We start from the raw sequence: 25,663 nt of genomic DNA, 5'->3' as shown, positions 1-25,663 counted from the left end.
AACTAGTGGGCTCCTTTCTTTCTACCTGTTCTTTTAGCCGCAATATGCCCAACCTTTCTACCTGGTGGAGCTCTTCTCGATACTGTAGTAGGCTTTGACTCGCTTTGGTGCGAGCCACCACCATGTGGATGGTCAACAGCATTCATAGCAACACCTCTTACACGAGGCCACTTCCTCGCTTTTACCTTCCATTTGTAATAAGCGTTGCCTGCCTTTAATAGGGGCTTCTCAAGTCTACCACCACCAGCTACAACACCTATTGTTGCTCTTGCATCAAGTAGAATTGATTTTTGTTTCCCGCTTGGTAGAGTAATTATTGCATGTGTTGATGTCTTGCCTGTTAATATGGCGTAAGAACCACCACTCCTCACAAGCTTGCCTCCGTCAAAGGGTCTTAACTCTATATTACATATTCTTGCACCCTCTGGTATGTTTCTCAGCGGAAGAATATTGCCATTGGATGGACTTGCGTTAGGCCCTATTTCAATTATTTGCCCAACTCTCAAACCCTCTATAGCAACATTATAGAACTCTTCACCGTTTTCAAGTTTTATCAATGCTACAGGAGCACTTCTACCAGGCTCATGCAAAATATCAACAACAATGCCTTTCACGGTATTGGTTAAAGGAATATGTGGATATTTAACTGGCGCTAGTTTTATATGCTTTGGGCTTCTGAATGTTGATGTTCCTCTACCCATTCTCTGAACTAATATTCTTTTACCCATGCCTCATACCCTATTTAATCCACTCATAGATAATATTTACTTGAGTGCAACAAATAGTGTGCTTCTTGTCGCTTTTAAGCCAGGCTCGCCATGCTTTACTTGTTTTGTTGTTGGTGCAAATTCTCCCAGGTAGTGTCCTATCATTTCAGGGGTTATTTTAACAGGAACGAATTCCTTACCATTATGAACAGATATTGTCAGTCCAACCATAATAGGCAAAATTATCATGTCTCTCACATGGGTTTTGATAACCGTTTCTTTGCATTCGTTAATGAGTCTTTGTCTAGCTTCAATAATTTTTTCAAGGAGTCTTCTGTGCCTAGGTGAAAAACCTCTTGATAAACTTCTTCGAGCTCTAGCATTTAATATCTTTACAAGATCGTCCATAGGCATATCTATCAATTCCTCTAAACTTCTTCCTCTATATCTAAATTTTTTCCATTCTACAGGCAACTCCCAGCACTGCTTACTCATATTATTTTAGCACCCTGTCAGTGTAAATTTGTGATTTAAAACACAGTTTATAAGTAGATATCAGACCGTGCTGTGATTGTGTTATTGCTTTAATAAAAACTTATTAACAGAGATCCTAAAATTGCTTTTCTTGCAATGATTAGCTAGGCTATCAGGTTTAACAGCGAGGTTTATGAAAATGGGCGGTAAGCAAAAGACAACGCTATTTATCGTTAAATCTAGTAGTTCGCAGCAAGAGGAGAGGAGTAAGAAGCCGAAGAAAGAAAAAGAAAAGAAGCAAGGGTAATGCTATCTATGAAGAGGTGAAAATGGGTGGCACATAGAAAAACAAGCGCTCCTAAGCGCGGAAGTCTTGGTGTAAGACCTAGAAAAAGGGCCTCTGAGATTATTCCAAGAGTGAAAAGCTGGCCAATACTACAAACAGATACACCAAAACTTTTGGGTTTTCTAGGTTATAAAGTTGGAATGACGCATGTTATACTAGTGGACGATAGACCAGGAACACCTACGCAAGGTAAAGAAATCTTTGTGCCAGTAACAATTATTGAAACACCACAGATGGTTCCAATAGCTATGAGAGTATATGGTGTTAATGAATATGGCGGTTTAGGGCTTTTAAAGGATGTATGGATAGAACCTCCCAAGGAAATAGAAATATGGCGAAGAATACCAACGTATAGGCCATCAACAAATGTTAATGAAAGAATAGAGTGGATAAAGAATAACATCTCTTTAATAAAACGAGTATCAGTTGTTCTTGCAGCAGATGTTAAGTCTGTTGGAGGTTTGAGTAAAAAGACGCCTGATCTAATAGAGGTTGCCATAGGTGGAGGAGACATTAATCAAAGGGTCTCATATGCAATAGACATGCTGGGAAAGAGCATTGGTATTGATACAGTTTTTAGTCCTGGGCAATTCATTGATATTATAGGTGTGACAAAGGGCAAAGGGTTCCAAGGGGTTATTAAAAGATTTGGCGTAAAAGAGTTGCCAAAGTGGCATAAACATAGAAAAGGAAGTAGAAGAATTGGAAGTAGAAGCCCAACTATTGGTGCCATGTCTGAGGTGCCACAAGCTGGTCAAATGGGGTTCCACCGTAGGACGGAATTCAATAAGAGGATTATCGCTATGGGAGATGATGGTTATGCTATAACTCCTGCGGGTGGTTTTCCACATTATGGTGTAGTCAAATCGAAATGGATAATGATATGGGGTAGCTGTGTAGGTGTTCCCAAGAGACCTCTCATTCTAAGATGGCCCATTAGACCACCTAGATGGGTTCCTTCTGCTCCACCAAAAATTGTTTATGTAAGCCTAGAAAGTAAGATTATGGGTTGAGGGATATGGCAAGTAAATTCGTAATTGTATACCCCATTGAAAAGAGATATGGTACCCTATTAGACCTGAATGGAAATGTTGTTGATAGAGTTGAGCTTCCTCTGATCTTTAGTTATCCTACTAGAATAGATCTGATCAGAAGAGCAGTTATATCATCTCTAACAGCAAGACTTCAACCAAAGGGTAGAGATCCTCTGGCTGGCAAGAGAAGAGTTGGAGAATCGTGGGGTATAGGACACAGTGTAGCAAGAGTTCCTAGATTAGATAATGGAAGAGCTGTTTTCGCTCCTAATGTTGTTGGCGGAAGGAGACAATTTGCACCAACAACATTAAAGAGAATTCGCGAAGAGATAAATAAAAAAGAAATGAAAATTGCAATTATCTCAGCATTATCTGCGCTGGCAAATCCTAGTTATGTTTTTTCTAGAGGATATACAATTCCTCAGCAAATACAGTCACTACCAATAATCGTGGTCAACGAATTTGAAAATATTAGCTCATCTAAAGAAGTTAGAGAATACTTGATGAAAGTCGGTCTTTGGCAAAATATTGAAAAGGCGCAAGGTAATATAAGGATCAGAAGTGGGAGAGGTAAAATGAGGGGGAGAAGATATAAGGAGCCCAAAAGCATATTGTTCATAATTTCATCTCTTCAATCCCCTGTTGTTAAAGCCATTAGAAATCTGCCAGGAGTAGATTACCTTACTCCAGAAACCCTAGATATATGCAAGCTAGCGCCTGGTGCAATGCCAGGTAGGCTTGCTATTATAACTCAGAGAGCATTGGATACACTTTCAAGACTATATGTGGCGGAGAAACCATGAGTCAGGACATAAATAAGAAAAATATAATTATGGATGTTGTTACAACAGAAAAGGCATATTTACTAGCTGAAAAATACAATTATATAACTGTGAAAGTATATAGAGATACTAATAAAAAGGAAATAAAGGAATACATTGAAAAAACACTTAATGTAAAAGTGGTAAAGGTAAATACCTTAATTGATAGAGACGGTTATAAAAAGGCTTATATTAAGTTAGCACCAGAATACAGAGCACTTGACATCATAGAAAGGCTTTCACGATAGCGTTTATGAGATCGGATTAAAATGATGTAACGGCCGAGTACTGAAAAATGATGACAGGATCCCCCTACCTGAATCACAAAGCTTATGAGGATTCATATTAATGTCATCAAAAGCTGTAAAAAGAATAAACATGTTTTTATTAATTAACGATGAGAATCAATTAAGTTATATCTCAGAAAAATTGAATAATATTTGCAAAGGAGGTGTATGTAGTTTTAACATTCGTCATAGCAATATTATTGAAAGGTTTTACTATATAGATCTTATTGTTTATGCTAACATAGAAGAGATTAGGAAACACGTAGAAGAATTGATAAAAGAGCTTGCTCCACTCACTTCATGGCATAAGATAGAGATCGTAGAGGTTAAGTAACAACAGAACCTCTTAGAATTTATATAAGAATCACCAATCCAAAAGGCGGAATTGATATCAATAAAATCTCCAGAAAATATGAAATTGATAGCTGATAAAATTTCGCCAAAGCAATTATGGTAAATAATGTCAGATATACTATTGTTGTAAGCAGTGTTATGAATCTGAAGAACAAAATCTCTAGGCACAAAATTATTATTGTTGTACCAACGGCTATGAATAGGTCTGACAATAATAATTTATTGTTGACGTTGTTGACACTTTCTTTTTCTATCCTATGTGCGTTAAAAAATGGTTTTAAGATTCTCAATAGTGAAGCAACTATAATGAATAGCACTAGTGTTGATACAACATCACCTGTGAAGATGAAGTATAGGAGCACCTCCAGCAGAAGCTGATGTTGACCGTTATATTTGAGCACCCTTACTACATCTACAGACATTAGTATGATAGATGCAATAACAAATACAAGTATTTTTTGAAAGCGACTAGCAGTAATTAAATAAGAGTCGATGATGTAATTTTGTATGCTATCAACTTTAAAGCCGTGAAAAGCTAAATATGTGAATATACTTAAATTTGGATTGTTTAATAGCATAGAATAGAGTTGCAAGAGTACAACACCTAGAATTGTTGTGTATACATGAAAATATGTGAGTTTAGAATTATTCCCTTCTCTCATGATACAACACTCAGCAACTATTAAAGCTTTAACCAAAAATATATATGCTGTTTGCAGAACAAAAATATAGTATATAACCAAGGTTTCAATAAATATGAAAAACAATGTGGAGGATGTGCTTTATTGGTTTTCGCAAGTAGGCTTTGCATATCCAACAGATATTCAAAGAAAAACTTTTTCCAAAATTATGGAACACGACAGAGATTTAATAGTGGTTGCCCCTACGGGATCAGGAAAAACAGAAGCCGTTATAGTGCCTCTCCTAGTTAAACTATCTAGAAAAGGTTTTTTGAATGGAAATTCATCTATTGCAATGATCTATATTACACCGTTAAGAGCCTTGAATAGGGATATTAAATCGAGATTAGAAAATATTTGTGCAGTATTTGGATGTAGCGTAGATGTGTGGCATGGCGATACATCATATGGAATTAGAAAAAGAATTATGAAGAATCCTCCAAATATTCTTCTCACCACACCAGAAAGCTTTCAAATATTGCTTATAAAAAATGATTTGAAGAAACATTTAGCAAATCTTTACGCAGTTATTGTTGATGAACTACAAGAGATAATAAATGATGAAAGAGGTGTAGAACTTTTCCTATCTCTTGAGAGATTAGATGAGATGCTAAGTAGACATATTAGAAGAATAGCCTTGTCAGCCTCAATAAATGAGTTTGATGTAAATTACATCGGCAACATCATCTTTTCACATAGATCTTTCGATGTCGCTTTATCGAAAACACAAAAGATTTATGATGTAACAGTTGGGCTAACAGATAAGAGCTACCAAGGTGGGATCTTCAGTACAGAAAAAGTAGTTGATAAAATTGCTGAGGTTGCCGACTCAGCTCTCTATAGACAAGTATTGGTTTTCACAAATACTAGGACAGCTGCAGAAGAACTAGGATTTATGCTTAGAATGAATAAGAAACTCAGTGAAAATGTTGTTGGGTTGCATCATGGATCGTTATCTAGGATTGAAAGAGAATATGTAGAGAAGAATTTTAAGAGTGGTTCCCTAAAACTTGTTGTTGCAACATCAAGTCTCGAACTAGGAATAGACATTGGAACAGTAGACTATGTGATACAATATCTGTCGCCCAGGCAAGTTACTAAGCTTATGCAACGTGTTGGTCGTGCAGGGCATAGAGAAGAGGGCATATCTAAAGGGATAATACTTAATCCACCAATAATTTCAGAAATTGTAGAATCTCTTATTATTGCGAAGAGGCTTCAAAGGGGGGATCTAGAACGTATAGAAATGCATTTCAACAGCTTGGATGTTTTGGCCCACCAGTTTGTGGGTATGGCTATAGAAAGAGATTCAATTGATATAGACGATTTTTTCAGACTTGTTAAGAAATCACCACTCTTTGAGGATATAACACTGGATAATATAGAGGAAATTATATCGTTTCTAAATGAAATTGGTCTTGTGAAATGCACTGACAATGGTAATTCAATGCGTTGCCAGAGTACGAAGAGGGGCTACATATACTATGTTACAACCAACATGATACCAGATACTACACGGTATTTAGCAAAGTCAATAATAGATCACAAAGTTGTGGCATCATTAGACGAAGATTTTATAGCAACATGCAATGAGGGCGACATTATAGTGTTGGCTGGCAGGCCTTGGAAAGTTATCAGTGTAGAGTTTGATGAGAAAACTGTTTGGCTAGCTCCATATACAGAACTTGCAGAGATTGTACTACCTAGGTGGGTTGGAGAGAATATTCCAGTTGATAGAAAGGTCTCGAGAGAAGTTTGTTCTTTTCTTAGACGTTTCTGTACATGTAATGAACCTAGCTGTATAGAACATCTTTTAAGCTTATATAATGTAGACAAAGATCTTAAAGAATTCCTATTAGCAAATAGAGAAGCTATCTGCAAAGTTTATCCAAATGATAGGGTTCTTACAATAGAACTTCTGAGAATACCTAATGAAAACAAAACTCTTCTAGCCATCTATACATGCTTAGGCTCGAAAGCTTCAGAAGCTTTCTCGATACTTATATCAAAAATCCTAAGAGAATATCTGAGAATAGGGAATACATATAAATCACATCAACTTGGTACTGTAGTGCTCATAGATTCGCCTATTAATGTCAATGACGTTAAAAGAGTTTTGAGCACACTTCTTGATATTCATGAAAAGGGTTTAATAAGGGATTTTATAGTTGAAGAGCTGAAAAAAACCTCTATATTCAAGAGAAATCTTATCAATGTTGCAAGAAAGATGGGGATAATATCAAAGAACAGTGATATCAAGGAAATAAAAAGAATAGTTAGTAGTCTAATGGCAACGCCAATTCTTGTTAATGAAACTGTTAGAGAATTACTTGTAGAGAAAATCGATATTGAAGAGGTTGGAAAGTTTATAGACTCAATGAAAAGAGGCTTGAAAATTAGGATAATTGTTGTCAAAAAGCCATCTCCTTTTTTACAGGAAATCACGCAACTTGGCTCATTAAGGTACATAATTAGAAGCTCTGCATTATCAAAAGAGTTAATATTAGAACTTGCAAAGCGAAGGCTTCTAAACAAAAGTGTCAAAGCGTTTTGTATGATATGCAACAAATTATTTGAAATTAACATTAATGCACATCTAGATAACATATGTAAAACTGATAACCCTTTTAAATGCCCCATCTCATGTCCTTTTTGCGGTTCTAAAGCTATAACAGTTGTGGAGAATGATGATGAAGTAAATGTGTTGAGAAAAGCGATCTCTAAGGCTAGAAATGTTGCTGAATTAGATAAACTGAATATTGAAGAACGAAAGGTACTTGAAAAATCTGCTGAGATAGCCAACATGTTAATGGAATATGGCCTAGCCTTCTTAATAGCATTACAAGGTATTGGGATTGGGATTGAAAATTCGAAAAAAGTGTTATCAAAAGCTTTTGACATGAATACGCTTATACAGAATATCTTGGAATATGAGGAGAGGTTTTTAAGAACAAGGAAGTATTGGGATTGACTCATATTAGTTCTCAAGAAACATTTTATAAGGTTTCTAAATATAGCGGGATAAGAAATGGACATTATAACATTGATAAAAGATTTGATTAGCAAAACCGTTGTGGTAGCTTGGCTTTTATTTTTCCTTACATGGTTAATAGGATGGGCAATAAAAGGAGCTCCGATACCCATGGGAAGAGTCAGAAAAATTGGACAGGGGCTTATTGAGGATGCTGTATGGGGCGCGTTTTGGGTAGCAGTAGGAACAACAATATTCTGGCTTATAACGTATATAGCGTCTTATATAGGCAACGCTCTTCCTCCTCCACCATCACCTCAGCTTCCATGAATTATTTTTGGAGCCATTTTAATGTATTCAGCTAGAAACGTAGGGGTATGCGTTGTACCTGTTGCTAGTAGCTTACTATTTATCAATTCTGACATTTTATATTGGTGTGCTTATTTATGCCCTTCCTATACCCCTAACTGGTTTGAAACGATGGGCCCCAAGGCTAATTGCAGACGCCCTTTATGTAATGGTGCTGCTGTTTAGTTTGTCCTCAATAACAGCGCTGGCTAGTATTATCCAAAGTGTATTGGGTGGAGATTGGGATTTCTTCTTATCGTACATAAAGGCAACTATTGTTGGTAGAGTATATGTTTTGCTTACGCTGGGTCTCTTCAGAGATTTATTGGCTAAGACAATGTTTTTATCAGGGATGGCCAGGCTTATTTCAATGGTCATCAATAGCATTACGGCCTCGCTCTATACGTTATTAGTTATGTATAGCCTATCAGTTTTTGTTAAATATTCTTTTTGGGTTCTATTGTCATTGGGCTTAGCTCTAATGGCAATACCATTTAGAGTAGCTCGAGGAGCAGGAGCTTTTCTCATAGCATTTGCATTAGTATTTAATTCTGCTCTACCACTATACCTACAGTTTGTTAAGACATTAATATTTCCCGCATCTTCTAATCCAGGTGATTTTATTGTATATGGCTCTATAGTTAACATGGATGACCATGTTATTTCACAAGGCTTCATAGGCTTAGAATATAATGGTGAATACATCGCACCACTACCAACATATTCTGGTGTTTACGCAATATTAACTGATTATAGAGGGAATGTAACTATATATTTTGATGTATGTGGTCACATGTTCTACACAAATATAACTAATGTTTCAATATTTAGCCTATGCAGAAGTTCAAGTCAAGGTTCTGTACCATTTTTATGTAGACTGAATTTAAGGGTTCTAGGATTAATAGATTATAGAAAGGGTGTAGCTTTACATGTTGCACCATTTCCAGATCATGTAAATGTAACTATTTTTACTGAAAACTATGTAGAGGTTTATTTTGTTTCTCACCAAAAATTCGATTTGTATATTTCTATAGTTGATGCCTATAACATAAAGTCATTGAATATAGATTCAGAGGCCATTGAGGATGTAGATAGATATATCAAGTATAAGTGGAATTGGTTTGATTTATTTGGAAAGACATATGTGATAAATATTCCTGAGGGATTACATAAGGTAGTGATAAACTTAGAACAGAGTGCGTATGAAAAGCTTGAACCAAGTGAAAGCTATATTTATATTGCTCAATCTAGGATCATGAATTATAATAATCTTCCTGGAATCTTTGATGAGCTGATTCGTGTCATATATGTGGATATTATTGGTGCAGCTTTGTATATGTCATTGCTTATTTCGATTTCAATAGGGCTGGCCAAGGCAATAGGTGGAACAGCTAGGCTGAGGGTAGTACTATGAAAATCTGTGTCGAAAGTAGTTTATCAAGAAGAATACTAATATTCAACATCTTAGCTATGCTTACCCTATTTGCATTAACAATTGAAGCCAAATTGTTAGCATCAGATATTCTAAATGTTTTCATAGTTATAGTCATTCTTGCCTCAGTTACATTATTCATCATATTGAGGCAGTGTAGCACAGCTTAGAATAAAAATGCGTAAATATATAACGCAAAATTGATTAGCTCTATAACTCTCTTAACTATTCATATAGAGTTTTGCTATAAAAGCTTTTAACATGTAAATGTTTGAATAAGTTTGTCACCTCTTAATGAGGGTGTATAAATGGAAGAAGAAATAATTTCGTCAGAAACTCAGGAAGGAAGAGAAGCTCTCGAAGAAGAGTCTAGCGAAATATATGCCGAAAGTGAAGAGGTAGAATACGTAGCTTTTTCACCTCAAGAACTAGAGATGTTCATTCTTCGTTCAGAAACATGGGATAGGCTAGTTAAGGGAGAGATCACATTTGAGGATGCAAAAAAGATTATAGATGCAATTATCCAGCAACCTCAAATGCAAGTCGAGACCACTAAGAAGCGGGGTAGAAGAAAAAGAAAAGAATAGGTGAATCATCTGCTTAACTATACTAAAAGTCTTTAATCAAGATAATAGGTATAATGAGCATATGATATAAGATCTTATACATTTATTTTTTGGTTATGGAGGCATAAACAGTGTTGGAATTTGTTGTACATTTTGTAGCTACAGAGTTAAAAGTATGCAAAGTTCAGTATTCGTCGTATTCATAGCCAAGGTTATTTAAGGCATTTTTAATCATTTCTCTGCTTATAGATCTATCAAAAACTATTACAATTGTTTTGCTATTGTCTTTTTTAACAAGCTTTATTTTGTCTACTAGTACATTTCCTTTCAATAGTTCGCTAACATTTTTTTTAGGTGTTAGGAAATCTTTAAACTTTTTTTGCATAACATTGTAGAAGGTGTCAAAGTGTTGTATCATTCTTATAGTATCCTCTACATCTTCTCCTCCTTTACCAAGCACATCTCTAAGTTTATTAAGCAACTCTGGTGCTTTATTTGCATCAATCTCTAATGCTGTATATCCGCCAAGTATTGTAAAGACCCTGATTTTCATATGTAATCGCCTTAGAGATTTTAGGCCGATAATTTTATAGATTTGAAAAGGTAAAATTTTTGTTTGAGGTAGCACCATGAGTGCAAGAATTACATATCCTGTTGGAGCGGTAATAAAGAATGTGGCGCAAGCTTTGAAAGGCATTGTTGATCAAATACCGATTGTGGTATCATTAGACCAGTTCTCGATTGAGGCGCTTTCACCCGATAAGGTATCCATGATCATATTTTCAATTCCGTCATCAGCATTTGAAGAGTATAGCGTTAGTGAAGAGATAAAAATTATTGCTGATAGAGATGAGTTTGTCAAATCGCTAAGAAGGGCTACAAAAAGGGATAAGGTATCGTTTGAGTATATGGCCGGTGGTAGAGAACTAAAGGTTAAGGTTTTTAACGTTAGAAGTAATTTAGAAAGAGAATATGCAGTTCCTCTATCTGAGATTAATTTCGAGAGAATAGGATCATTGAATGTAGAACTTGAAGTGTCAGCAAACCTTCCAGCAGATGAGCTAATATCCGTTATAAAGGATATCAGTATTTTGGGTGAGGAGGCCTCGTTTATATATTCGTCAGAGCTAAATGGGATAAAAGTTACAGCTCATGGTGATCTAGGGTCATATGAAACTATATTAAAACAGTTTCAACCATTAACATACCTAGAATCTTCAGTGGGTAGCAGTATTGCTAGGTATAGTGTTGAACATTTAAAGGCTGTTGCAAAGCTTCTTACTCTTGCAGAGGAATGCAGTATTGCATTTGGGGCAGACAAGCCTTTGAAGATAGCTTTTGAGATAACTGGTGGAGGCAGGGTAGAGGTCTGGATAGCGCCCAGAGCATGAACAACGGTGACTTGATGCACGCTGATGTTGTAAAGGTTGATTCAAAGGGTAGGATAACAATACCATCCACTTTAAGACTACTGCTAGATATTGAAGAAGGGGATAAGCTAATTCTATTATTTGATGAGGATACGCAAAAAATTGAAATACTAGGTCCTGGATCCAACAACCCAGTTATATGTATAGCTGTAAACCCTTTAAAGAACATGTTAGACATCATATCAGATATAGGAAATGATTTGATAGCTATTACTTGTAGACGTATAGATGAAGAACATGGAGAGTATAAATGCAAAATTGTGCTCAATAAAAAAGCTCTTGAATTAGGAAAGACAAAGGGTTTAAAATGCCTATAACTCAAGGCGCTCATTTAAGCGCATCATTTATATTTTGTCTAAAAAGTATTCAGCTTTATTATTGGTGGAAAAATTGAGTAGCGCTACAACCATTAGATTTGTGTTTGGAGATGCTAGGATTTGGAGGTATGTTTTAAGAACACTTGCAGACTATTTAGAGGTTGTAGGTATGAAGGTCAGTCCTAATGAGGGTGTTAGAATAAGGGCTATGGATCCAAGTCGGGTAATGCTTGTGGATTTCAGCATTCCTCCCACCGCCTTTGAAGAATATGTCGTTGAAAAAGATGAGGTATTGTTTCTAAATCTAGAGGGTGTTTCGAAAATACTTAGAAGAGCATCTAAATCAGATAAGCTTGCGCTATATAGCGATGGTAGTAGACTAAGCCTTTCTCTCATTTCTAAAGGTGGCACACAAAGAACCTTTATATTACCACTTATATCGTCATCATATGAGGAAATACCTGAACTATCTCTAGAATTCAAAGTTGTTGCTAAAATCCTTGGCCCAGCACTCTCAGTGGCTTTATCAATACTGGAGGATATGGGTGAGGTAGCGAAGATCAAAGCATTAAAAGATGGTCTAGCATTAATGGCTTCTACAGAGCTTGGTGAGGTAGAATTCCTATTTAATGTGTCTACGGGTACTTTGATAGATTATCAAATAGCTGAAGATGTTGAAGAATTTGTTAATTCATATTCCATGGAATATATCTCAACATTGACACAGTTAACGAAGCTTGCAGAAACTACTACAATTAAATTAGCACCTGAAATACCTTGCGAGATAGATTTAGACATGATTGGAGGAGCCATATTAAAGGTTTTCATTGCTCCAAGAATGGAGTAATAATGTAATAAAACAAAAACGTGATGTTAATTGAGTCAAAGAAGAGGTGTGGTACTGGATTTTTTTAAGGAAAAAATTAGAGAATACTATAGGATGGCTTCTCTAGAACTCCCCCAAGACCTTCCATTCAGGGAGATTGCTTTACAGCCTTTTGATGCAGATTACTATGTTCGTCATTTATCATTTGACTCGTCAACGCAACTTAGAGAATACATATTAGTAAATGTTCCCCGTCATCTATATTATTCATCAGCAAAATACCTCTACCCAGGTAATAATGAAATGTCTGAAAAAGGATGGATTGGTAGTGACTTAGTATTCGATATAGATTCAAACGATATTCCGGATTGCAGTAAGTATGTTATAGATTTTAGATTCTGCCCTAGGTGTGGATATATAGCAAAAAGTGATGAAAAAGAATGTCCATATTGCCATCTAGAACTTAAAAAATTTGAGCATGTGGACAGGACTTGCGTTGAAAAAGCACATAGCTATCTGCTTAAGCTTATAGACATTATTGAGAATGATTTTGGATTTTTAACTTATAAAGCGAGTTTTTCTGGAAATAGAGGATTCCACCTAATTGTTGAGTTGTCTCAGCCATTCGATAGAATGGACTCAGAAGCGAGAAGAGAAATAGTTTCATATATAACGCTAAATGATTTTGATAGAAAATATGTTGTAAATATGTATATGGGTAGTGCTAGAGAGCGAAAAGAGCTAGGATATATATTACCAAGAGCTACTGATGGTGGTTTAAGAAGAAGAATAGCATTACACCTATTGAAAAGGGTTTCTGACGAGAACATAAAAAGTTTTTTAATGGGCTATAGCGAAAAAATTGATTATTCTAAACTAGTACAAGTATCAGAAATTATATCAAAGTGGATTGAGGAAATACTTAATGAATTATATATTCCAATAGATTCTAAAGTTACCATAGATATTTCACATCTTGTTAGAGCTCCAAATAGTGTAAATGGAAAGACAGGCTGGAAAGCTTTTTTGATTAGAAATGTATCTGAGTTTGAGCTGGATTCGTATAATGTTTCAATTAGTAGTGGTAGTGAGCTACTTCAGTTACGGGTATTAGTGGATTTACCTCAATTAAGAATAATAGATAGAGAATTTAAAGCAAGAAAAGGGGATATCATAGTTACGGAGTACCCATATGCCTCGTATCTCGTATTTAAAAATGTAGCAGAACTTGTGTCAATAAGGCGATAGCTGAGCTATGTACTCAGAATTATATGAGAAAATCAAAAAGATTTTTGATGCTATATTAAATAATGAGAAGATAAGTTCTAAGGATATTTATGCCATTTTTGAAACGATAAATAAACTGACTTTAGATATGAAGATATGGTGCAATGAAAATCAATATGCAGAATTAAAAGATCTGTGTATTGAATTTGATAAAAACGTGTCAATGATATTGTCCACAGCATCTTTATTGGCCGTAACTAATGCTGTAGGAGGTGATTTGCAGATAGATACAGACATTTTTGGTTCTTTCTTAAAGAAGTTGAAAGAAACTCTAGATAGCTTTAATAACATCTTGCAAAACACATTATTGTTATCAGATGGGGCTGTATTATGCAAAATATTAAAACCGTGTCAAATCAGATTTTCGCTAGCGTTACCGGGTTACATAATACCTCTACCTATAGGTGAGGCTGTACTTCTTTCAATACTTGGTTTTGTGAAAGTAATTGACTTATTCTAACAACATTGCTTATAAATCCTGCAAAAAATGGGTAATAGAAGAAACAACTGGGTTGATGTGATTACAGTGAAAATACCAAAAGTTATAATAACATATTGTCCGAAGTGCAAGACACACACAGAACATAGTGTTGCTATATACAAGCATGGTAAAAGAAGAACATTGGCACAGGGGCAAAGAAGGTATCTTAGAAAGCAAGAAGGATATGGCTCAAAGAGAAAGCCGGAACAAAAGCGATTCGCCAAGGTCACGAAAAAAGTTGTGCTAAAGCTTAAGTGTTCTAAATGTGGATACACAATACATAGAGAAGGTATAAGACTAAAAAGAGCAGAGCTAGCTGAGAAGCATGGGTGAGGGTACCGCATGGCCAAAAAAAGGAGGATTCTAATTCCAGAACCACGGAGTAAATTTATAAGAGTAAAGTGTAATGTTTGTGGAAACGAACAACCAGTGTTTGATCATGCAACTTTTCCTGTAAGATGCCTAGTATGTGGCTCAGTGATAGTTCAGCCTACTGGAGGAAAAGCTAAATTGGTTAATGCTGAGATAGTCAGGATTTTAGGATAATCCAAGCACAAAATGTTTTTGTATAGCCACATGTAATATATTTTCATTATAAAGAGGGCAGAACCTTTATGAGCTTGCCTTTTAGAAGAAAAGGTGTGCCAGAGGTAGGAGAGCTAGTTGTGGCCCAAGTAAAGAAAGTATTTGATTATGGGGCTTACGCTGATCTGCTAGAGTATGAAAATCTTGAAGCCTTTATTCCATGGAGTGAGATAAGCACAAAGTACGTTAAAGATATCAGAGAGATTTTGAAAGAAAAACAAGTTGTTGTAGGCAAGGTAATTAGAGTAGAAAAGAAGCCTACAAAGATAGAAGTAGACATCTCATTAAAGAGGGTGATGGAAGGAGAGAAAAAGATTAAAATGCTAAGATGGAAAAGATTGCAGAAAGCCCAAAAAATAATAGAATTAGTTGCTAAAAACATGTCAAAAACACTTGATGAAGCATATTCAAAAGTCTGGTCGAAATTCGAAAAAAGTATAGATCCGTTGTCTATACTAGAAGAGGTTGTAATGAAAGGACCTGAAAAGTTAAGGGAAATGGGAATTGAAGAATCTTGGGCTAAGGCAGTTTATGAGGAGGCTAAAAAGCATATTGTAATAAAAACTGTGAAGATTAGGGGTATTGCAAAAATAGTATCTTATAAACCAGATGGCATCGATAGAATAAAGAATATATTAACAGAGGTAAAAAATGCCTTTGCAGGTTCCAACATTAAAATAGATATATATACTATAGGAGCCCCAAAATACAGAATTGAAATTGAGGCGCACGAATATAGATCAGCTGAAGATGCCTTTACTAAGATATCAGAACTCATTGAAAAACTTTCAAAGGATCTGGAAATAGATTCATATAGTTTTGAAAGAGAAGAATTGCAAAAAGGATAAGGTTAATGAGATGGAGAATAAGGAAATGCCCAAATTGTAAAACATACACCTTAAAGGAAATATGTCCAAAATGTGGTAATAAAACTATTATACCTCATCCTCCAAGGTTTTCGCCAGAAGATAAATATGTTGAATACAGATTATTGAGCAAATATCCAGATCTGTTAAGTAAGGATGTGAAAACAGCGAAGGGAGGGTCTTCGAATTCTAGCGATAAATAGAATAACTTTGAGTTTGCTTAGGAACTAAGTTTTGTGGAGCCATTTTACCCCTTTGCTTGTTATAACAAATGACATTTCATGAGAAATAGCTGGTTTTATAATTCTTATGGTTCTCGTCTTATTTGGAAGCACTCTTATTTCAATTATTTTATCAGCCCAGATATCGAGGTACTCATAACCTGCAATAATGTTTTCTACAAGTTTAACCTGCGCACTTGCAACAACTGTGATTCCTTTTTTATTCAACGAATCCAGTAGTACAAGGATGTCGACAAAGAGTTTGGATGCACTATTTCGTTCAGATTCAACTCTATACAAGTGGTTAATGCTATCTATAATTATCATAACTATATTAAATTGTATACTCTCAAGAATCAATGAAATTAAGTGCTCTTGACTTAGAGCAGATGCAAAATAAAAATTATTTGATTCGAGACCTAGCTCGATGGCTCTATTCATAAATACAGGATCTTCAGTTGATATATAAACAATATTTTTATTATTCATTTTTGAACATTTAAGTATGTTTAATAGGAAATTCGTCTTTCCACTGCCTGCAACACCATACACAATAGTTTTAGATGGTCTAGAGAATAAGATAGCATCTAATTGTTGGTTGCATGTTGAAAGCATTGAAATATTCCTTTCGTATTACAAAGTTTTACTGGGGTAGGAATATAAGCTCGTTGTTTACCTTTTTCACAATACCTTTCTTCTTGAGCATGTTTATCGCATCATCAATATACCTCCTATCTACCTCTATTCCATACCATTCTCTAAACGCTTCAATAATCTCATCAATGTTCCACGAGCTTTTCTTTTTCTCGTTATATGTTGACTCTAAGATTCTTTTAATGAATTGTGTAACATCCTCTAGTCTTGTCCATGGGTATTGGAACCAATACCACTCCTTCACTTCCATGTAGTAATAGTCAGGCTTTATTTTAGCTACTGATGATATCCATTGAAGTGCTGCAGTTCGTAGATCCCTGGGCCTCCATTTTTTCAGGATATATTCCTTAGCAAGTATGACAGACTCTCCTGTATCAATAATATCATCAACAAGTAATGCGTTCATATTAGAAAGATCTATTACATATTCAAACTTTATAATAGCTCTTTCACCCTTCTTTGCTGCTTCAGTCCAGTGCTGAGATTGTATCGACACCAAATTTTCAACGCCTAGAAAATCGCATAAAAGCCTCGCTGGGACATAACCACCACGTGAAATTGCAATTATTATCTCAGGGACATAACCATCATTTTCAATCTTTTTTGCTAGACCCCAGCTCCACTCTACAATTTCGTTCCACTCTACTAGTTTTACAGGTATTTTAGGCATTGTACATTACCATAGAAATAGAATGTGTAGAGGTATATAAATTTAATTTGAAATAGCTGTGAACTAGCCTAAGGTTTATAATACATATTATTTAAATAGTTATCCGGCCCCCGAAACGGCCGACCCGTATGATTAATGAGCCGTTGGCGAATATGCATACGGGGTCTCTGCGGGGGCCACAATAATGTCTTAATTAACCTTTTACAACCGCTATTGGAACCATTCTTACAACGGGCTTTACCAAATTAGCTTTTGTAGCAACATCTACAACTCTATCAACATCTTTGTAAGCCTCTGGAGTTTCTTCAGATAGCTCTCTCATAGTGGCAGCTCTTACAAGGATTCCCCTCTTCTCCAGCATTTCAACGACTTCTCTTGGGGACTTGGCTCTTATTGCAGCCGCTCTACTCATCCATCTTCCAGCTCCATGAGGTGCTGACCACCACGAGTCTTTTGCCCCAGTATTTGGTATTGTGATATAGCTTGCAGTTCCCATGCTGCCAGGAATCAGCACTATTTGTCCGAATTCTCTATGGTCTGCTGGTATTTCAGGGTGCTGTGGTGGAAATGCTCTTGTAGCTCCTTTTCTATGCACTATCAGCTTGATTTTTCTTCCTTCAAATTCGTGTTCCTCTATCTTTGCAATATTATGGGCAACATCATAAATTATCTTTATACCGAGTTTCTCATAGTCTGCAACGCCAAAGGCTTTTGCAAAGGATTCCCTAGCCCAATGAGTTATTAACTGCCTATTGGCCCATGCATAGTTTGCTGCAGCTGCCATAGCAGCAAAGTAGTCTTGGCCCTCGGGGCTGTTGAAGGGAACTGCTGCAAGCTCTCGATCAGGCACCTCTATTCCATATCTCTTCATAGCCCTCTCCATAATCATTAGATAATCACTTGCAACCTGATGTCCAAGACCCCTCGAACCCGTATGAACCATTATCGTTATTTGCCCCTCTTCGAATATCCCTATCTTTTTTGCTACGTCTGGAAGATATATTCTGTCAACAACTTGAATCTCTAGAAAGTGGTTTCCACTGCCAAGGGTGCCCAGCTGTGGTGCTCCTCGCTCCTTAGCTCTTCTGCTTACCTTTGTTGCGTTAGCCCCCTCTATTTTTCCTCTAGACTCTGTGTGTTCTATGTCATATTCGGTTGCATATCCTTGTCTAAGTGCCCATTGAGCTCCCTCTTCAAGCACATTATTAAGCTCTGTTTCAGTCAATCTAATTTTGCCTGTTGCTCCAACACCGCTTGGAATATTTCTAAACACTAATTCAACTAATTCGCGAAGCCTCGGTTTCACATCCTTGACTGTGAGATCTGTTCTTAAGACTCTTACACCACAGTTAATATCGTAGCCCACGCCACCTGGACTTATAACACCGTTCTCTATATCAAAACCTGCTACACCACCTATGGGAAATCCATAGCCTTGGTGGCCATCAGGAAGAGTATAGCTAGCTCCCACAATACCTGGGAGGCAAGATACATTTGCTGCTTGTTCTAGTGTTGCATCTTCCTTCATCTTGTTCAACAAAAAATCATCAGCATATATAATTGCAGGAACTTTCATACATCTCTTGTATTCTTTTGAAATCATCCAAATTACATCACTAATACGTTTTAAATTAGTGACCATAGTCTTTATTCACCAACTAACCTAAGTAATATTATTTTGGCTAATAAGCTTAAGATATTGAGTCATGTTTTCAGGTTTCGTAATATGCTTAGCTATAAAGGCAGTCAATCCAAATCTAATTTAAGATTAATTTAGCGATGGTTTTATCTGCTTGGTTTTGGGTGTTCAATAAAGCTTTTATTTCTCTTTAATTAAGCCACTATATACTCGATATATGCTAAAGTATATTTAGTTTTGAGGTGCACATCGATATAATCCTGGGTTAAGCATGGTGCATAGATAGATGGGGCATTGGCGATATCCAAAACTTGAGGGTATAGATGAGACAAAAACAGCTAGAGCTGTTGTAAGAGATGTGCCAATGTCGTTTAAGGAAGCTTACGAAGTATGTAAGGTTATTAGAGGTATGATGTTGTCTGAAGCAAAGGATTTGCTTAGAAAAGTTATAGAGTTGAAGGAACCAATACCGTACACTAGGTATAAGCTTAGTATAGCTCATAAGCGTGGATTGGCGAGAAGGTGGGGTAGATTTAAAAGTCCTGTGGGCAGATATCCTATAAAAGTTGTTAAAAATATTCTAAAACTATTAGAAAATGTAGAGAATAATGCTGTTAATAAGGGTCTTAACGCTGATAGACTGAGAATAGTTCATATTGCTGCTCATAAAAGCTACTATCTTAAAAAGTGGATGCCGAGAGCTTTTGGAAGGGCTACCCCCTGGTTTAGAACCCATACAAGCGTTGAGGTAATTGTAGCAGAGGTGTGAATTGCTATGGTAAATATAAAGAGATATTTTATTGAACAAGGCATAAAGAAGGTTGCTGTAGACGAATATCTAGCAAGCAAATTCTGGAGAGCTGGATATGCAGGTGTTGACATCATTAGAACCCCACTTGGCACAAGGGTCATAATATATGCTCTGAGACCAGGCCTTATAATTGGGCGTAAAGGCCAAACATTAAAAACAATTCAGACTGTATTGGAGAAGCTTTTTGGAATTGAAAACCCACAAATAACGGTGGTTGAAGTTGAGAACCCAGATCTTAACGCAAGGGTTGTGGCTTTCAATATTGCACTTGCACTAGAAAGAGGCATTCACTTTAGGAGAGCAGGTTTCATAGCACTCAGAAGGGTTATGGCAGCTGGTGCATTAGGTTGTGAAATAGTTATTAGCGGTAAACTTGTTGCCGAAAGAGCACGCTATGAGAAGCTAAAAGCAGGAAAGGTGTATAAATCGGGAGAACAAAGCCTTAAACTTGTCGATAGAGCTATTGCCCATGTATTGCTGAAGCCTGGCATGTATGGTGTTGAGGTTGTAATATCAAAGCCTGGCATTACTTCTGATCACGTTGAAATCGTTGGCACACCTCAAATAGGGGGATAGACAGAAAAGGACTAGGTGAATAAACTATGAGTGATAGACCACTCAAAGCTGAAGAGATAAGATCTATGAGTATGGAAGAGAGACTAAAGCTTTTGAATGAGTTGAAATTAGAACTTGCAAGGCTATTGACACAGGCTAAAACAGGAACCTTAACTAATGTAGCAAGAATAAGAATTGTGAAAAAGAACATTGCAAGAATATTAACCATAATTAATGAGGAATCCAAGGGTGAAGAGAGCCATGCATAGAACAGATAAGAACATAGCATATCACGAGCTGATAGGTTTACAGGTTGAGGTTATATCCCATATTGACCCATCATTAATTGGTGTAAAAGGAGTTATCATTGATGAGACCATGAACACACTTCGAATAGCCGATGCTAACCATAGAAAAATTGTGACGGTAATGAAGAATGGAGGGATATTTGTATTCACCATACCGGAAAACGGTGCAAAAGCTTATATCGATGGCAGTCAAATAGTTGGAAGGCCTGAGGATAGACTTAAAAAGTTGGCTAGACGATAAGATAATGTCTAAGAAGAGTAGTGAGATGGAATGTCTGTACAGCAAAATGCACAGACCAGGAACATAGGTATTGTGTACCCTGGGCTAAAACCCCCTGAAAGGATATGCAACGATAAAAAATGTCCTTGGCATGGCAATGTCAAGGTCAGAGGATTGATGCTTATTGGGAAGGTTATAAAATCAAGAATGCAAAACACTGTGGTTGTTGAGAGAGAGTATGTGGTTTGGGTAAGGAAGTTTAAGAGATATGAGAGAAGAAGAAGCAGAATACATGCTCATAATCCCCCATGTATCTCAGCTAAAGAAGGTGATATAGTGATTATAGGCGAGACAAGACCTCTGGCAAAAAGTGTATCTTTTGTCGTGTTAGGTATCATCGGCAAAACAAAGGTAGGTGATTAATTCATGGCAGCGAAGAGGGCAAAGACGGGTGCAGCTTTTCCAAGAAGAAGAAGAGTTGCCGGCATAATTAATGGAACAAGGCTGGTAGTGGCAGACAATAGTGGAGCTAGAGAAGTTATGGTGGTAGGAGTTGTAGGGATAAAGACTAGGCTTAGGAGAGTACCTTTTGCAACCGTTGGTGACATGGTTATAGCAACTATTAAGAAAGGAAATCCCGAGTTAAGAGGACAAATTACACGGGCCATAGTTATAAGGCAGAAAAAGCCCTATAGGAGACCTGATGGTACATGGATAGCATTTGAAGATAATGCATGTGTGTTGGTGAACCCCGATGGAACGCCAAAAGGGAAAGAGATAAGAGGTCCTGTGGCTAGAGAAGCCATTGAAAGATGGCCTCAGATAGCAAATATGGCAACGATAGTTGTATGATAGGGGTATGAGGAGCATGGAACTCAAAACCGTACAGCCAAGGAAGCAGAGAAAAAGATTATTTAACCTACCTCTCCACTTGAGATGGAGGTTGCTCACTGCATCGCTATCCGAGGATCTGAGGAGAGAGTTAGGGATTAAAAGATTATATGTTAGGAACGGCGATGTTGTTAGAATAATTAGAGGTGATTGGAAAGGTCACGAAGGTAAAGTTGTTAACGTTGACTTAAAAAGGAGTAGGATATATGTAGAGGGTGTAACTATAAAGAAGGCGGACGGAACTGACGTCTACTATCCCATACATCCATCAAAAGTAGTTATTGTGAAACTTGGCGAAGTTGATGAGATAAGGAGGAAAATAATTGAGAGAAGGCAGAAGAGTAGAGAGGAACTCGTTAAGATTGGAAAAGCAAAGCCTCTTAATGAGGATCAGAAAAAGCTTATTGGAAAAGCCTAGCTAGGTGACGTTTATGGCTAGAATGGGAGGATCAAAACACTTAAAAAGATTAGCAGCTCCTTGGTTCTGGCCTATTCTTAGAAAGGAGTATAAATGGGTTGTAAAACCTTTACCAGGTCCCCATCCAATTGACAGAAGCATGCCTTTGTTGATTGTCATAAGGGATGTTCTTGGTTTGGCTGAGACTGCGAGAGAGGCTAAGAGAATAATATTTGATGGAAAGGTGTATATTGATGGAGTAATTCGAAGAGACTATAAGTTTCCAGTTGGCATCATGGACACCATTTCAATACCTGATATAGACTTCTATGCACGATTTGTTCCATACCCAGTAAAGCATCTTTGGTATGTCAATATTCCTAAGGAAGAGAGATTTTTAAAAATAGTCAGAATAGAGAATAAGACCACTGTGAATGGAGGAGACTTACAATTAAATTTAATGGACGGAAGGAATGTGCAAATCAAAGTTAAAGATCCTACAAAGCCCGTTGAGGCATCTAATATATCGACTCTTGATTCTCTATTGATAGAAGTTCCATCGCAGAATATATTGCAGCATATAAAATTAGATATTGGTAAAATTGCTGTAGTAATAGATGGCAGAAATGTCGGAAGAATAGGAAGAATAGTAAACATGGACATTAGACCAGGTCTCAAAAAAAGAAGATCTATTGTAATGCTTGAGGATTTACAAGGTCATAGATTTCAAACAATTTTGGACTATATACTAGTCATAGGTGAGGATAAGCCATTAGTAACTGTAGCAGGGATATAGGGTGAGCAGATCAATGTCATCTGTGGCAATCATAAAAAATGGATGTATAACAATATCTTCAATACCGGAGACGCATTCAAGTTCCATTTTAAGCCAAGAAACTGTTAACTCTATACTGAAGATGTGGAGAGAAAAGCCCATGATCATACCAAGAATAGCTAAGGTAACTGTAAATATTGGTGTTGGAGGAGCTTCAGAGAGACTTGAAAAGGCTGTGAAATTACTTGAGCAATTAACGGGCCAAGAACCCTCTATACGCAGGGCAAGGAAGACTATTAGAGAGTTTGGTATTAGTAGAAAACAACCCATAGCTGCTGTAGTTACACTTCGTGGGCAAAATGCTTTAGAATTTCTTAGGAGAGCTCTTTACGCTGTTAACAATACGCTTAAGTTATCTTCTTTTGATGAATATGGCAATGTCTCATTTGGAATTAAAGAGCATTTGTTGCTACCTGGCGTAAGATACGATCCAGAGATAGGTATATTTGGAATGGATGTTGCACTTACTTTTGAAAGGCCTGGCTTCAGAGTTATGAGGAGGCGTAGAAGAAGAGTATCATCAATACCACGAAGACATAGGGTGAAGAAAGAAGAGAGCATACTTCTACTAGAAATTTTATTTGGAGTTCGTATTGTTGGTTGAGAGGTGGGTTAAATGGGTAAATATAGACCACCTACAGAAAGAAAATATGGGCGGGGAGCGCAAGTGTGCAGAAGATGTGGTAACAGGGATGCTGTAATACAGAAATATGGTATGTATCTCTGTAGGCAATGTTTTAGAGAAGTAGCTATAATAATGGGATTTAGAAAGTACAACTGAAGGTGAATATCTGTGACAATGCTAGATACTCTCTCAAATGCGCTTGCAACAATTACAAATGCTGAGGTTAGAAGGAAATCGGAGGCATTGATATGGCCGGCTTCAAAACTTATAATAAGGGTTTTAAGAGTTATGCAAAAATATGGTTATGTTGGAGAATTTGAATACATAGATGACGGTAGATGGGGAAAGATACTAGTTCAGCTAATGGGTAGGATAAACAAGGCAGGCGCTGTAAAGCCTAGAATTGCCGTGTCATATAGAGATCTATTGCAAATGCCCCATTACATAAGAAGGTATTTGCCTTCAAAAGATATCGGAATATTAATTCTATCAACAAACCAGGGAGTTCTTTCTCATAGAGAGGCTATAGAAAAGAAAATAGGTGGGATTCTAATAGCTTATGTCTATTAACGGTGGTAGAATTGGCTAGGGCTGTACATTTAGTTGATCAAATAGATATTCCAAGTGGTGTTGAGGTAGAGATAAACAACAAAGTAGTGAGGGTTAAGGGACCTAAAGGAGAGCTTGTAAGAGATTTTAGTTATGCGAAAAACATTGACATCAAAGTAGAGAGCGGTAAAATAGTTCTAGAAACTTTTTTTGCTAATAGCAGGACAAAAGCATTGATGTACACAATTTCTTCTCATATAAATAATATGATAATCGGTGTAACAAAAGGTTGGAGATACAAACTCAAGGTTGTATCTTCACACTTTCCTGTCACTGTTAAGGTCTCTGGTGATAATGTAATTATCGAGAATTTTCTTGGTGAAAGAGCCCCTAGGAAGGCAAAGATATTAGAAGGTGTTAAGGTTAGGGTTGACGGTAAAGATATAATTGTTGAGGGGATAGATGTGGAGAAGGTCTCACAAACAGCTGCAAATATAGAGATTGCTGCTAAGGTTAAGGATAAAGATAGAAGAATATTTGTTGACGGTATATATATTTATGAAAAAGGTGTGGCAGAATGAGTGTTGATTATAAGGAGATGCTGACAAAAAGAATGAAGATGCTGAAAAGTTTGAGAAAGAAAAGAAAGATATTGTTAATGAAAATGAGGATGAGAAAACCAGAGTTTCTTAGATGGTTATGGTGGAAGTTCGCAAAGTTTGAAAATAACTTAAAGTGGAAAAAGCCTAGGGGAAAGGACAATCCAGTTAGACTAGAACTAAAAGGTTATCCACCCAAAGCATCCATAGGTTATGGTACACCAAGCGAAATTAAGAACCTTCACCCTAGTGGGTTAAAACCGGTGGTAGTTACAAACGTGGAAGATCTGAATAAACTTGAACCATCAAAACATATAGTTTATATAGCCTCAAGTGTAGGTCTCAAAAAGAGACTAGAGCTAATCAAACTAGCTAAATCAAGAGGCTTAAAGGTAGCTAATGAAAGGTGAGATTATTAATGGATTTAAGCTATCAAAAAAGGTTGGCAGCTGAGATATTAGGTGTAGGCGAATCTAGAATAAAGTTCGACATTTCAGCTATTGATAGGATAGAGGGTGCAGTAACAAAGGAGGAGATAAGGAGGTTGATAAAAGATGGTGTTATATATGCTGAGTATGCAAAGAGTAATTCAAAGGGAAGATGGCGAGAGTTTCATGGGGAAAGGAAGGAGGGAAGACATAGAGGACAAGGAAAGAGAAAGGGTACTAAAGGAGCAAGAGCAGATCCTAAAAGGTTATGGATAAATAAGATCAGAAAAATCAGGAGATATCTTAAATGGCTCAGAGATAATGGGGTAATAGACAAGAAGACATATAGATTGTTATACAGAAAAGCAAAAGGAGGAGCATTTGACAGCTTAGCCTCTCTAAAAAGGTATATGAGAGATCAGAATATGTTACCTCAAAACTTTAGGTGA

Annotated in this window: 39 protein-coding genes; 32 read left to right on the top strand and 7 right to left on the bottom strand. The window is 36.7% G+C overall.

Annotation, left to right across the window (positions count from 1 at the left end; genetic code table 11):
* Nucleotides 1-2 precede the first annotated feature (2 nt).
* Both QW284_05295 and QW284_05290 read right to left on the bottom strand, forming a co-directional pair.
* A complete protein-coding gene (locus QW284_05295; protein ID MEM0339084.1) occupies nucleotides 3-728 on the bottom strand; it encodes a 50S ribosomal protein L2 in 726 nt (241 codons plus the stop codon).
* Nucleotides 729-764: 36 nt separating this feature from the next.
* On the bottom strand, nucleotides 765-1,202 hold the full coding sequence (locus tag QW284_05290) for a 30S ribosomal protein S19 (GenBank protein MEM0339083.1): 438 nt from the start codon (nucleotides 1,200-1,202) through the stop codon (nucleotides 765-767).
* 312 nt (nucleotides 1,203-1,514) lie between these two features.
* Between QW284_05290 and QW284_05285 the strand changes: the two genes are divergently transcribed.
* From QW284_05285 to QW284_05270, 4 genes are all read left to right on the top strand, one after another.
* Nucleotides 1,515-2,540, top strand: coding sequence for a 50S ribosomal protein L3 (locus tag QW284_05285; protein ID MEM0339082.1), 1,026 nt, complete (start codon nucleotides 1,515-1,517; stop codon nucleotides 2,538-2,540).
* Nucleotides 2,541-2,545: 5 nt separating this feature from the next.
* Nucleotides 2,546-3,364: a 50S ribosomal protein L4 gene (gene rpl4p, locus QW284_05280; protein ID MEM0339081.1), complete on the top strand. Its 819-nt coding sequence runs from the start codon at nucleotides 2,546-2,548 to the stop codon at nucleotides 3,362-3,364.
* Entirely contained in the window at nucleotides 3,361-3,630 is a 270-nt protein-coding gene (rplW, locus tag QW284_05275; GenBank protein ID MEM0339080.1) for a 50S ribosomal protein L23, read from the top strand. The genes rpl4p and rplW overlap by 4 nt, the downstream gene beginning before the upstream one ends.
* 100 nt (nucleotides 3,631-3,730) lie before the next feature.
* A complete protein-coding gene (locus QW284_05270; GenBank protein MEM0339079.1) occupies nucleotides 3,731-4,003 on the top strand; it encodes a hypothetical protein in 273 nt (90 codons plus the stop codon).
* 19 nt (nucleotides 4,004-4,022) lie between these two features.
* Here QW284_05270 and QW284_05265 read toward each other — a convergent pair whose 3' ends face one another.
* Complete coding sequence (locus tag QW284_05265) at nucleotides 4,023-4,685, bottom strand: hypothetical protein (GenBank protein MEM0339078.1); 663 nt, start codon at nucleotides 4,683-4,685, stop codon at nucleotides 4,023-4,025.
* 94 nt (nucleotides 4,686-4,779) lie between these two features.
* On the opposite strand from QW284_05265, the gene QW284_05260 reads away from it, so the two are divergent.
* From QW284_05260 to QW284_05240, 5 genes are all read left to right on the top strand, one after another.
* The gene (locus tag QW284_05260) at nucleotides 4,780-7,674 is read left to right on the top strand and encodes a DEAD/DEAH box helicase (GenBank protein MEM0339077.1); all 2,895 of its coding nucleotides are present in this window, start codon (nucleotides 4,780-4,782) and stop codon (nucleotides 7,672-7,674) included.
* A 57-nt stretch (nucleotides 7,675-7,731) separates the two neighbouring features.
* Entirely contained in the window at nucleotides 7,732-8,004 is a 273-nt protein-coding gene (gene cedA1 / locus QW284_05255; GenBank protein MEM0339076.1) for a DNA import protein CedA1, read from the top strand.
* A 205-nt stretch (nucleotides 8,005-8,209) separates the two neighbouring features.
* A complete protein-coding gene (locus QW284_05250; protein MEM0339075.1) occupies nucleotides 8,210-9,436 on the top strand; it encodes a hypothetical protein in 1,227 nt (408 codons plus the stop codon).
* Nucleotides 9,433-9,624 (top strand): hypothetical protein, encoded by a 192-nt coding sequence (locus QW284_05245; GenBank protein ID MEM0339074.1) that lies wholly within the window; start codon nucleotides 9,433-9,435, stop codon nucleotides 9,622-9,624. The genes QW284_05250 and QW284_05245 overlap by 4 nt, the downstream gene beginning before the upstream one ends.
* Nucleotides 9,625-9,762: 138 nt before the next feature.
* Nucleotides 9,763-10,041 carry a hypothetical protein gene (locus QW284_05240; GenBank protein ID MEM0339073.1) on the top strand — a complete coding sequence of 93 codons (279 nt, stop codon included), beginning with the start codon at nucleotides 9,763-9,765 and terminating at the stop codon, nucleotides 10,039-10,041.
* A gap of 163 nt (nucleotides 10,042-10,204) precedes the next feature.
* Here the strand turns inward: QW284_05240 and QW284_05235 are convergent, their stop codons facing one another.
* Nucleotides 10,205-10,573, bottom strand: a complete 369-nt coding sequence (locus QW284_05235; protein MEM0339072.1) for a hypothetical protein — start codon at nucleotides 10,571-10,573, stop codon at nucleotides 10,205-10,207.
* A gap of 76 nt (nucleotides 10,574-10,649) precedes the next feature.
* On the opposite strand from QW284_05235, the gene QW284_05230 reads away from it, so the two are divergent.
* From QW284_05230 to QW284_05190, 9 genes are all read left to right on the top strand, one after another.
* Entirely contained in the window at nucleotides 10,650-11,411 is a 762-nt protein-coding gene (locus QW284_05230; GenBank protein ID MEM0339071.1) for a hypothetical protein, read from the top strand.
* Between the two features lie 14 nt (nucleotides 11,412-11,425).
* Nucleotides 11,426-11,767, top strand: coding sequence for an AbrB/MazE/SpoVT family DNA-binding domain-containing protein (locus QW284_05225; protein ID MEM0339070.1), 342 nt, complete (start codon nucleotides 11,426-11,428; stop codon nucleotides 11,765-11,767).
* A gap of 73 nt (nucleotides 11,768-11,840) precedes the next feature.
* On the top strand, nucleotides 11,841-12,614 hold the full coding sequence (locus tag QW284_05220) for a hypothetical protein (protein ID MEM0339069.1): 774 nt from the start codon (nucleotides 11,841-11,843) through the stop codon (nucleotides 12,612-12,614).
* Between the two features lie 30 nt (nucleotides 12,615-12,644).
* Nucleotides 12,645-13,841, top strand: coding sequence for a DNA primase small subunit domain-containing protein (locus QW284_05215; GenBank protein ID MEM0339068.1), 1,197 nt, complete (start codon nucleotides 12,645-12,647; stop codon nucleotides 13,839-13,841).
* Nucleotides 13,842-13,848: 7 nt separating this feature from the next.
* Entirely contained in the window at nucleotides 13,849-14,340 is a 492-nt protein-coding gene (locus QW284_05210) for a hypothetical protein (GenBank protein ID MEM0339067.1), read from the top strand.
* 66 nt (nucleotides 14,341-14,406) lie between these two features.
* Complete coding sequence (locus QW284_05205; protein MEM0339066.1) at nucleotides 14,407-14,694, top strand: 50S ribosomal protein L44e; 288 nt, start codon at nucleotides 14,407-14,409, stop codon at nucleotides 14,692-14,694.
* A gap of 9 nt (nucleotides 14,695-14,703) precedes the next feature.
* The gene (locus tag QW284_05200; protein ID MEM0339065.1) at nucleotides 14,704-14,907 is read left to right on the top strand and encodes a 30S ribosomal protein S27e; all 204 of its coding nucleotides are present in this window, start codon (nucleotides 14,704-14,706) and stop codon (nucleotides 14,905-14,907) included.
* A 68-nt stretch (nucleotides 14,908-14,975) separates the two neighbouring features.
* Nucleotides 14,976-15,794, top strand: a complete 819-nt coding sequence (locus tag QW284_05195; protein ID MEM0339064.1) for a translation initiation factor IF-2 subunit alpha — start codon at nucleotides 14,976-14,978, stop codon at nucleotides 15,792-15,794.
* Nucleotides 15,795-15,799: 5 nt separating this feature from the next.
* Nucleotides 15,800-16,015, top strand: a complete 216-nt coding sequence (locus QW284_05190) for an RNA-protein complex protein Nop10 (protein ID MEM0339063.1) — start codon at nucleotides 15,800-15,802, stop codon at nucleotides 16,013-16,015.
* Nucleotides 16,016-16,039: 24 nt separating this feature from the next.
* On the opposite strand, the gene QW284_05185 is transcribed toward QW284_05190, so the two are convergent.
* The 3 genes from QW284_05185 to QW284_05175 all read right to left on the bottom strand — a co-directional run bounded on the left by QW284_05185 (nucleotide 16,040) and on the right by QW284_05175 (nucleotide 18,999).
* Nucleotides 16,040-16,648 (bottom strand): hypothetical protein, encoded by a 609-nt coding sequence (locus QW284_05185; protein ID MEM0339062.1) that lies wholly within the window; start codon nucleotides 16,646-16,648, stop codon nucleotides 16,040-16,042.
* A 28-nt stretch (nucleotides 16,649-16,676) separates the two neighbouring features.
* On the bottom strand, nucleotides 16,677-17,357 hold the full coding sequence (locus QW284_05180; protein MEM0339061.1) for a phosphoribosyltransferase: 681 nt from the start codon (nucleotides 17,355-17,357) through the stop codon (nucleotides 16,677-16,679).
* Nucleotides 17,358-17,550: 193 nt separating this feature from the next.
* The gene (locus tag QW284_05175) at nucleotides 17,551-18,999 is read right to left on the bottom strand and encodes an RtcB family protein (protein ID MEM0339060.1); all 1,449 of its coding nucleotides are present in this window, start codon (nucleotides 18,997-18,999) and stop codon (nucleotides 17,551-17,553) included.
* 283 nt (nucleotides 19,000-19,282) lie between these two features.
* On the opposite strand from QW284_05175, the gene QW284_05170 reads away from it, so the two are divergent.
* The 14 genes from QW284_05170 to QW284_05105 all read left to right on the top strand — a co-directional run bounded on the left by QW284_05170 (nucleotide 19,283) and on the right by QW284_05105 (nucleotide 25,663).
* On the top strand, nucleotides 19,283-19,765 hold the full coding sequence (locus QW284_05170) for a 50S ribosomal protein L22 (GenBank protein ID MEM0339059.1): 483 nt from the start codon (nucleotides 19,283-19,285) through the stop codon (nucleotides 19,763-19,765).
* Between the two features lie 6 nt (nucleotides 19,766-19,771).
* Entirely contained in the window at nucleotides 19,772-20,383 is a 612-nt protein-coding gene (locus tag QW284_05165; protein MEM0339058.1) for a 30S ribosomal protein S3, read from the top strand.
* A 26-nt stretch (nucleotides 20,384-20,409) separates the two neighbouring features.
* Nucleotides 20,410-20,631: a 50S ribosomal protein L29 gene (rpmC, locus tag QW284_05160; protein ID MEM0339057.1), complete on the top strand. Its 222-nt coding sequence runs from the start codon at nucleotides 20,410-20,412 to the stop codon at nucleotides 20,629-20,631.
* Nucleotides 20,624-20,911, top strand: a complete 288-nt coding sequence (locus QW284_05155) for a ribonuclease P protein subunit (GenBank protein ID MEM0339056.1) — start codon at nucleotides 20,624-20,626, stop codon at nucleotides 20,909-20,911. The genes rpmC and QW284_05155 overlap by 8 nt, the downstream gene beginning before the upstream one ends.
* Nucleotides 20,912-20,941: 30 nt before the next feature.
* Nucleotides 20,942-21,313, top strand: a complete 372-nt coding sequence (locus QW284_05150; GenBank protein ID MEM0339055.1) for a 30S ribosomal protein S17 — start codon at nucleotides 20,942-20,944, stop codon at nucleotides 21,311-21,313.
* Between the two features lie 3 nt (nucleotides 21,314-21,316).
* Entirely contained in the window at nucleotides 21,317-21,742 is a 426-nt protein-coding gene (locus QW284_05145) for a 50S ribosomal protein L14 (protein ID MEM0339054.1), read from the top strand.
* A 16-nt stretch (nucleotides 21,743-21,758) separates the two neighbouring features.
* Nucleotides 21,759-22,199 carry a 50S ribosomal protein L24 gene (rplX, locus tag QW284_05140; GenBank protein ID MEM0339053.1) on the top strand — a complete coding sequence of 147 codons (441 nt, stop codon included), beginning with the start codon at nucleotides 21,759-21,761 and terminating at the stop codon, nucleotides 22,197-22,199.
* Between the two features lie 13 nt (nucleotides 22,200-22,212).
* Nucleotides 22,213-22,974, top strand: a complete 762-nt coding sequence (locus tag QW284_05135; protein MEM0339052.1) for a 30S ribosomal protein S4e — start codon at nucleotides 22,213-22,215, stop codon at nucleotides 22,972-22,974.
* Nucleotides 22,975-23,095: 121 nt separating this feature from the next.
* Nucleotides 23,096-23,617 carry a 50S ribosomal protein L5 gene (locus QW284_05130; GenBank protein ID MEM0339051.1) on the top strand — a complete coding sequence of 174 codons (522 nt, stop codon included), beginning with the start codon at nucleotides 23,096-23,098 and terminating at the stop codon, nucleotides 23,615-23,617.
* A 12-nt stretch (nucleotides 23,618-23,629) separates the two neighbouring features.
* On the top strand, nucleotides 23,630-23,794 hold the full coding sequence (locus QW284_05125) for a 30S ribosomal protein S14 (protein MEM0339050.1): 165 nt from the start codon (nucleotides 23,630-23,632) through the stop codon (nucleotides 23,792-23,794).
* 12 nt (nucleotides 23,795-23,806) lie between these two features.
* Complete coding sequence (locus QW284_05120) at nucleotides 23,807-24,208, top strand: 30S ribosomal protein S8 (protein MEM0339049.1); 402 nt, start codon at nucleotides 23,807-23,809, stop codon at nucleotides 24,206-24,208.
* Nucleotides 24,209-24,219: 11 nt separating this feature from the next.
* Complete coding sequence (locus tag QW284_05115) at nucleotides 24,220-24,768, top strand: 50S ribosomal protein L6 (protein ID MEM0339048.1); 549 nt, start codon at nucleotides 24,220-24,222, stop codon at nucleotides 24,766-24,768.
* A complete protein-coding gene (locus QW284_05110; GenBank protein MEM0339047.1) occupies nucleotides 24,765-25,196 on the top strand; it encodes a 50S ribosomal protein L32e in 432 nt (143 codons plus the stop codon). Before QW284_05115 ends, QW284_05110 begins: the two co-directional genes overlap by 4 nt.
* 8 nt (nucleotides 25,197-25,204) lie before the next feature.
* Nucleotides 25,205-25,663 (top strand): 50S ribosomal protein L19e, encoded by a 459-nt coding sequence (locus tag QW284_05105; GenBank protein MEM0339046.1) that lies wholly within the window; start codon nucleotides 25,205-25,207, stop codon nucleotides 25,661-25,663.

It is taken from the genome of Ignisphaera sp. (assembly GCA_038735125.1).
GTDB lineage: Archaea > Thermoproteota > Thermoprotei_A > Sulfolobales > Ignisphaeraceae > Ignisphaera.
Note: the sequence above shows the minus strand (reverse complement) of the source record. Positions and strands in the feature narration are given on the sequence as shown.

Bases quoted from the DNA above. Each gene is read 5' to 3' on its own strand.
- QW284_05295 (MEM0339084.1), bottom strand. From the start codon at position 728: ATGGGTAAAAGAATATTAGTTCAGAGAATGGGTAGAGGAACATCAACA.
- QW284_05290 (MEM0339083.1), bottom strand. From the start codon at position 1,202: ATGAGTAAGCAGTGCTGGGAGTTGCCTGTAGAATGGAAAAAATTTAGA.
- rpl4p (MEM0339081.1), top strand. From the start codon at position 2,546: ATGGCAAGTAAATTCGTAATTGTATACCCCATTGAAAAGAGATATGGT.
- rplW (MEM0339080.1), top strand. From the start codon at position 3,361: ATGAGTCAGGACATAAATAAGAAAAATATAATTATGGATGTTGTTACA.
- QW284_05270 (MEM0339079.1), top strand. From the start codon at position 3,731: ATGTCATCAAAAGCTGTAAAAAGAATAAACATGTTTTTATTAATTAAC.
- QW284_05265 (MEM0339078.1), bottom strand. From the start codon at position 4,685: ATGAGAGAAGGGAATAATTCTAAACTCACATATTTTCATGTATACACA.
- QW284_05260 (MEM0339077.1), top strand. From the start codon at position 4,780: ATGAAAAACAATGTGGAGGATGTGCTTTATTGGTTTTCGCAAGTAGGC.
- cedA1 (MEM0339076.1), top strand. From the start codon at position 7,732: ATGGACATTATAACATTGATAAAAGATTTGATTAGCAAAACCGTTGTG.
- QW284_05245 (MEM0339074.1), top strand. From the start codon at position 9,433: ATGAAAATCTGTGTCGAAAGTAGTTTATCAAGAAGAATACTAATATTC.
- QW284_05240 (MEM0339073.1), top strand. From the start codon at position 9,763: ATGGAAGAAGAAATAATTTCGTCAGAAACTCAGGAAGGAAGAGAAGCT.
- QW284_05235 (MEM0339072.1), bottom strand. From the start codon at position 10,573: ATGAAAATCAGGGTCTTTACAATACTTGGCGGATATACAGCATTAGAG.
- QW284_05230 (MEM0339071.1), top strand. From the start codon at position 10,650: ATGAGTGCAAGAATTACATATCCTGTTGGAGCGGTAATAAAGAATGTG.
- QW284_05225 (MEM0339070.1), top strand. From the start codon at position 11,426: ATGCACGCTGATGTTGTAAAGGTTGATTCAAAGGGTAGGATAACAATA.
- QW284_05210 (MEM0339067.1), top strand. From the start codon at position 13,849: ATGTACTCAGAATTATATGAGAAAATCAAAAAGATTTTTGATGCTATA.
- QW284_05200 (MEM0339065.1), top strand. From the start codon at position 14,704: ATGGCCAAAAAAAGGAGGATTCTAATTCCAGAACCACGGAGTAAATTT.
- QW284_05195 (MEM0339064.1), top strand. From the start codon at position 14,976: ATGAGCTTGCCTTTTAGAAGAAAAGGTGTGCCAGAGGTAGGAGAGCTA.
- QW284_05190 (MEM0339063.1), top strand. From the start codon at position 15,800: ATGAGATGGAGAATAAGGAAATGCCCAAATTGTAAAACATACACCTTA.
- QW284_05185 (MEM0339062.1), bottom strand. From the start codon at position 16,648: ATGCTTTCAACATGCAACCAACAATTAGATGCTATCTTATTCTCTAGA.
- QW284_05180 (MEM0339061.1), bottom strand. From the start codon at position 17,357: ATGCCTAAAATACCTGTAAAACTAGTAGAGTGGAACGAAATTGTAGAG.
- QW284_05175 (MEM0339060.1), bottom strand. From the start codon at position 18,999: ATGGTCACTAATTTAAAACGTATTAGTGATGTAATTTGGATGATTTCA.
- QW284_05170 (MEM0339059.1), top strand. From the start codon at position 19,283: ATGGGGCATTGGCGATATCCAAAACTTGAGGGTATAGATGAGACAAAA.
- QW284_05165 (MEM0339058.1), top strand. From the start codon at position 19,772: ATGGTAAATATAAAGAGATATTTTATTGAACAAGGCATAAAGAAGGTT.
- rpmC (MEM0339057.1), top strand. From the start codon at position 20,410: ATGAGTGATAGACCACTCAAAGCTGAAGAGATAAGATCTATGAGTATG.
- QW284_05155 (MEM0339056.1), top strand. From the start codon at position 20,624: ATGCATAGAACAGATAAGAACATAGCATATCACGAGCTGATAGGTTTA.
- QW284_05150 (MEM0339055.1), top strand. From the start codon at position 20,942: ATGTCTGTACAGCAAAATGCACAGACCAGGAACATAGGTATTGTGTAC.
- QW284_05145 (MEM0339054.1), top strand. From the start codon at position 21,317: ATGGCAGCGAAGAGGGCAAAGACGGGTGCAGCTTTTCCAAGAAGAAGA.
- rplX (MEM0339053.1), top strand. From the start codon at position 21,759: ATGGAACTCAAAACCGTACAGCCAAGGAAGCAGAGAAAAAGATTATTT.
- QW284_05135 (MEM0339052.1), top strand. From the start codon at position 22,213: ATGGCTAGAATGGGAGGATCAAAACACTTAAAAAGATTAGCAGCTCCT.
- QW284_05130 (MEM0339051.1), top strand. From the start codon at position 23,096: ATGTGGAGAGAAAAGCCCATGATCATACCAAGAATAGCTAAGGTAACT.
- QW284_05125 (MEM0339050.1), top strand. From the start codon at position 23,630: ATGGGTAAATATAGACCACCTACAGAAAGAAAATATGGGCGGGGAGCG.
- QW284_05110 (MEM0339047.1), top strand. From the start codon at position 24,765: ATGAGTGTTGATTATAAGGAGATGCTGACAAAAAGAATGAAGATGCTG.
- QW284_05105 (MEM0339046.1), top strand. From the start codon at position 25,205: ATGGATTTAAGCTATCAAAAAAGGTTGGCAGCTGAGATATTAGGTGTA.